The 4,989-nt window shown below is 33.4% G+C and carries 8 protein-coding genes; all 8 read right to left on the bottom strand.

Going from position 1 to position 4,989, the window contains the following annotated elements; all coding sequences use genetic code 11:
• A partial coding sequence (locus tag AC22ZQ_RS12385) for a hypothetical protein (RefSeq protein WP_318959083.1) occupies positions 1-638 on the bottom strand: 638 nt, incomplete at its 3' end.
• Positions 639-687: 49 nt separating this feature from the next.
• Complete coding sequence (locus tag AC22ZQ_RS12380; RefSeq protein WP_318959082.1) at positions 688-1,020, bottom strand: hypothetical protein; 333 nt, start codon at positions 1,018-1,020, stop codon at positions 688-690.
• A gap of 78 nt (positions 1,021-1,098) precedes the next feature.
• Positions 1,099-1,626, bottom strand: a complete 528-nt coding sequence (locus AC22ZQ_RS12375; RefSeq protein ID WP_318959081.1) for a hypothetical protein — start codon at positions 1,624-1,626, stop codon at positions 1,099-1,101.
• A 74-nt stretch (positions 1,627-1,700) separates the two neighbouring features.
• The gene (locus AC22ZQ_RS12370) at positions 1,701-2,192 is read right to left on the bottom strand and encodes a hypothetical protein (protein WP_318959080.1); all 492 of its coding nucleotides are present in this window, start codon (positions 2,190-2,192) and stop codon (positions 1,701-1,703) included.
• Positions 2,189-2,458 carry a hypothetical protein gene (locus AC22ZQ_RS12365; RefSeq protein WP_318959079.1) on the bottom strand — a complete coding sequence of 90 codons (270 nt, stop codon included), beginning with the start codon at positions 2,456-2,458 and terminating at the stop codon, positions 2,189-2,191. Before AC22ZQ_RS12365 ends, AC22ZQ_RS12370 begins: the two co-directional genes overlap by 4 nt.
• 93 nt (positions 2,459-2,551) lie before the next feature.
• Positions 2,552-2,929 (bottom strand): hypothetical protein, encoded by a 378-nt coding sequence (locus tag AC22ZQ_RS12360; protein WP_318959078.1) that lies wholly within the window; start codon positions 2,927-2,929, stop codon positions 2,552-2,554.
• 165 nt (positions 2,930-3,094) lie between these two features.
• Complete coding sequence (locus tag AC22ZQ_RS12355) at positions 3,095-4,204, bottom strand: hypothetical protein (protein WP_318959077.1); 1,110 nt, start codon at positions 4,202-4,204, stop codon at positions 3,095-3,097.
• A partial coding sequence (yhdJ, locus tag AC22ZQ_RS12350) for an adenine-specific DNA-methyltransferase (protein WP_318959076.1) occupies positions 4,201-4,989 on the bottom strand: 789 nt, incomplete at its 5' end. The genes yhdJ and AC22ZQ_RS12355, both read right to left, overlap by 4 nt.

Genomic DNA, 4,989 nt, shown 5'->3' with positions numbered 1-4,989 from the left:
TTGTGATTTAAGTCCCAATCAAACCTGCAATTTCGACCATTAGGATCAGTTGACGCTGCAGTCCAACATGATATGCCGACGTACTCATTTACAAGTGAAGAATCTACGTTGAGATAATTGATTTTATCAGTCTTCTCATCTTGATAATTGGCAGCATTTTCGAGTTTCCAATTCATCTCACCATTAGAGTTCTTATTCCCATAGAAAAGTTCCATTTCTTGTTCCTTTTTTTGGGGAAAACAAACAACATAGGACATAGAGGGGGTTATTTGTACTTCTCTGCCTTTTGATGTTGCCTTGATGTTTATCATTCCTATAGTTTCTAGTAATAAAGAATCTGAAAGTGTCGATAGGTTATTCGAAACGATATCAGAAATGGAATAATATTCTTCAAGATTTATTTCAATTTCACCTTTAACAGGTTTACCATTGGCATAAACAAACGAATTTGCAGGAAAGAATATTACGGTTCCTTGTTTTCCCTCGATGTAATTGTCTTGGTTTGTATTCAAGCTAAACTTCTCTGATTGAGGAGATATGTTCTCTCGTAAACTCTCTAGTGAATTTATTTCCACTTCCTGTTTACATGAAACGAGGAATAATACACCTATAATTAGAATTATACAATATTTCATCATGGTTATCAATTACGCATAACGGTTAGGCTAATCTGCTTTTTAATGCAGTTTAGGTTTTGTTAGGCTCTTTTTTATTATTTAATTCTTCAAATTCATCTACTCTTTTCCAGATGAAAATCAGAGAAGTTATTGAGTTAAACAATATCAATAACCAAGTCCAATCTGACTTCTTCGACTTTTCTAAATTTTTAAAAGACCAAAGTTTCCTAATCAAAATCACGAGTTGTAGAATTGTTAATGCTTGAAGTGTTCCAACCTGGATGTAATAAGCTTTCATAGATGGTACAAGCCAATGAAACTCTTTAGGAATCCAGACGGTCGGCATATAGCTCAATCCTAAAATGGAAGGTATGGTCAATAGTATTTTATTAGCTTTTTTCATACTTGTGCCTAACGGTTCTGCGGTAGGAAAAGTGGCGCTTTTCTAAAGTATAATCGTGCGCCATTTTTTCCCTGCATGTTAGTAACATTTCATTTCTATTTTGGGTTCTTCAGTCTTATCATCTTCGATTGATAATAAGGTGATTTTATCATAATTAGTTCTAATCAACAATTTAAAAGAATTATCATTATTTGAACAATTAAATAGAATTCCGTGGATTGCCTTTCCAATATCTCCGTAATCCAATCCTATGATACTTATTGAGTTAATTTTATGCCCAATAAGTCTATCTAATATAGTTAATCCACTGTCTACCCAAGTCCATTTGTCTTTTTCCAACCAAACAATTTCTTCTTTTAAATCAATTGAGTTTGTTGTTAATGAAATAAGTTCATCTTGGGAAGTACTTATCTCAAAGTTTATATCATCTATCTGGATAATTAAAGGGCAGTCCTCGCAAAAATCACCGTTTTGGTTGAATACAGCTTTATATCCATCAATTTTTCTATTCTTAGTTTTGGCAAACACGCTACTCGCGTAGTCATAGAATAATGATAATTCTCTGTACTCTGTCGGATGATATGATTGAATCCCTAGGTATCCCATACATTGTTACTAACGTTTTGGGTATGGTGCGTGTCCCGAAGGGCGTGCACTATACCTTTTGTTGTAGCTAGTTTTTATTCTTTATCAAATTTGTAAATATCTCCATAACCATCTTTACATTCTAAAAAGAACTCTTCTGGAATTCCACTTTCAAAAGATAATTTAGTGACTTTCTTTTTGTCACATTCATCAGTTTTAGAATGTAAAAACACAACCTGGTTATTCTCAATTTTTTCTGGCAAGTCATAAGTCATGCCGACATAGTAATTCCCTAAGTATTCATTTTTGTCATTAAATACTAAAATTCTGCTAGTTGCTCTTTTTGATAGTCCCCAAAACCAAGAGGAGGTCATAATCTTATATTCACCTTCAGGAGATTTAATTGTCCCAAGGTATCTAAGATGAGTTTCGGTTCCGTCTGTTTTATTCCATTGACCGAAGACATAAAGACTATCAGTAACATTATTATTTAACACCACTTGTCGTATCGAATCATCATTTACTTGCCCGAATAGATTTAGACTTGCGAATAATAATATAAGTGATATTGAGATTCTATTTTTCATTTTTCCGTGACAATTTCCCCGTTATCAAGGAATTGAATTACTAATGAACCGATAATGATATAGTTCTCATTGTTGGCTTTATTGATAGTCTCGAATTCTATTTCGTGTTTCTCCAGAAAAGCGGTTAAGTCACCTATATTCTCAAATCCATTGAGTGACGCATTGAGAATATCTGAGTTTTCTTTGAATTCTTCACAGCTTACTTGGTAGTATCCATGTCCAATCGCAGTATCATTTACCTGATATAACCAAAATAGATTGGACACGATCATTAGTGTCACGGTAATCCAAAATGATATTTTCCAAGCCTTCATGTTTTCGTTTTTAAATGCATGCTAACGTTTAGGCAAAACTGCGTTTTAATGCAGTTTAGGTTTTGTTGAGCTTAGTTTTTCTTTGATTTTGAATTCAATTTTCTTAGTGTAGTTTTTATTATATCTGTCTCTAAACAGAACTCCGAATACCGAGTAAGGGAACAAATCAATTTCAGATCTTTCTGCGTAATTAAGATTATTTGTCCGATTAAACTCACCTAGATCAAACCATTGTTCTCTTATGTCCCAGATTAACTGAAATGAATGATTACTGTCGTCATTCGTCCATTGAAGAAGCAGAGCTTGGCTATCACCGAACTTTTCTTCTTTGTTAAGAGAATATCCATTTTCTACAAGTAAATCATTTACTGAGTCTTTTACTTGGTTTTGAATGGTCTCGATCTTTTTAAATGCTTTGTTCATTTAATTAAGCACAACGTTTTGGCTTTGCGCAGTGTCCCGAAGGGCATTGCGTATAGGTTTTGTTGTGCCCCGTTTTTGTTTTTCTTTTTCGTCCGTGCGTTGGGGTGAAAGCTCTTTGCAACCGCAGGAACGAGGATTACAATGTGCTTGAACTGTGCGTTGGTATTATTCTTCAACGTCATAGTTAAATTCCACTTTACTTTGTTTGATAATCTCATTAAGTACGTCAGGAATATTGCCTTTACTTTCAGCAGACTGTAAACTACTTTTTAGCTTGTCAATATTTATTATTTCTTCAATGCAGGAAACATACTTGTTTACAATTGCTTCAACTGAATATTGTTGTTTAGCTCCTTCTTTGATTCGGTCATTTAATTTTTCTACAGTTTCAGTAGATTTTACAACAAAAGTTATTGGAAATTTTTCAAGCTTATCAATATCTAAAAAGTACTTCTTTACATCTGTTGTTTCAGTTACCTGAAAGAATCTACCAAGAGGTTTCATTACAAAATCAATTCCACCATCATTTGCATTCGTTCTACCTGTTTTGTAAAGCTTCAAATTTTCAGGCTCAATGGAATCTTCTGTGAAACCAAAATAAACCGTTTGATCATTGTAGTCGGCTTTGAGAATTGAGTAACTGACGATTTCAAAAATTCTTGCATCAATGTTTGGTTCTAATAAACCTAAAATGAACGATTTGATTTCTTCTGGCTGTTCATTCTCAATGTCCTTTAGCCGTTCACAAGTTTCAATGAAGCTCTCAAATGCACTTCTTTTTGAAGCTGCATAAGCATCTATGATTTCTATAATTACCTGAGAAATATTCACGGTTTTCTTGTTTACCTTTAGTTCTATCAGATTTGTATTTATCCAATATCGTTTTGTTTCAACAACTCTAATTATTGGAATAAAATCACAGGTTGGGAAATACTTTCTAAACTCTAAATTCATTCGCTGATTTAAAGCGTGATTTTGAAGTTTAGCACCAAAAGGCAATTCTCTTTGTCGTTTAAAAAGGTCTGAGAATTTAGCACCTTCGTATTTCGAATAATCTCCTTTTTCGTGAAATCCTTCTTTTATATAATCTTCAACGAGCACATATATTGCATAAAGGTTCCCAAAACTCCCTCGAGCTTTTGAGCCTTTGTGAGCTGAAACTGTTTTTTGATTTATGTACTTTAATAATTCACTGTTATTAAATATTGCTTCCGCTTCTTCTCCAAAGTGTTTGGTTAGAACGTCAAATATTGTTTCTGTAAAAGAGTGCTTCATACTTTGGGTTCAAATAATGTTTGTTGAGTTTGATTTTTAATTTGATATGATTTAGGTTCTGGTTTTAATTCTTCTCCGTTCAGAATGGTTTCTTCTAAAACTCTTCTAATACCAATTTTTGTAAAATCTTCATCTATTTCAATACCAATGGACTTTCTATTGAGCGACTTAGCAACAAATGAAGTTGTAAACGTTCCTGAGAATGGGTCTAACACCGTATCTCCTTCATTTGAACTTGCTTTAATGATTCTTTCAAGTAAAGCAATAGGCTTTTGGGTCGGGTGATTTTCGTATTCAGCCATTCTATACCTAACTCTTGGAAAGTCCCAAACATTTCCAGGGACTTTTTTTGTATTGTAAGGTTGTGGCGGATTTTTTCTATAATCAATTAATTTTCTTTTTGCACCCGTTTTAGCTTCAACAAGTATTTCGTCCGAATTAAAGGTGTAGTTTTTAGAGTCTTTTACGCAAAACAAAATCGGTTCATACATTGAACCAAAATAGTTCTTGGCTTGAACTCCAGAACTATCATAAGACCAAATTATACGAGAAAGAATTGAGGTTTTGTCTCGTAGATACAAATCGAAATAAGGAATAAACTGTGTTGAAGTCATTACATAAAAACTTCCACTGTCCTTCAGCTTTCTTAAGCACAAGTCTATCCATTGGTAACACCAATCCAAGTATTTTTGGTCAGTATCCCACTTGTCTTTACGACCATTAAAGTCTTTGCCAATATTATAAGGCGGGTCAACAAATATTAAATCAATCGATTTATCTTCAAT

The organism is Lishizhenia sp., from assembly GCF_057456495.1.
This window is presented reverse-complemented; position numbering and strand designations above follow the sequence as displayed.

What these genes read in the sequence shown, in the direction of transcription:
- AC22ZQ_RS12380 (WP_318959082.1), bottom strand. Translation starts at nt 1,020, where the DNA reads ATGAAAAAAGCTAATAAAATACTATTGACCATACCTTCCATTTTAGGA.
- AC22ZQ_RS12375 (WP_318959081.1), bottom strand. Translation starts at nt 1,626, where the DNA reads ATGGGATACCTAGGGATTCAATCATATCATCCGACAGAGTACAGAGAA.
- AC22ZQ_RS12370 (WP_318959080.1), bottom strand. Translation starts at nt 2,192, where the DNA reads ATGAAAAATAGAATCTCAATATCACTTATATTATTATTCGCAAGTCTA.
- AC22ZQ_RS12360 (WP_318959078.1), bottom strand. Translation starts at nt 2,929, where the DNA reads ATGAACAAAGCATTTAAAAAGATCGAGACCATTCAAAACCAAGTAAAA.
- AC22ZQ_RS12355 (WP_318959077.1), bottom strand. Translation starts at nt 4,204, where the DNA reads ATGAAGCACTCTTTTACAGAAACAATATTTGACGTTCTAACCAAACAC.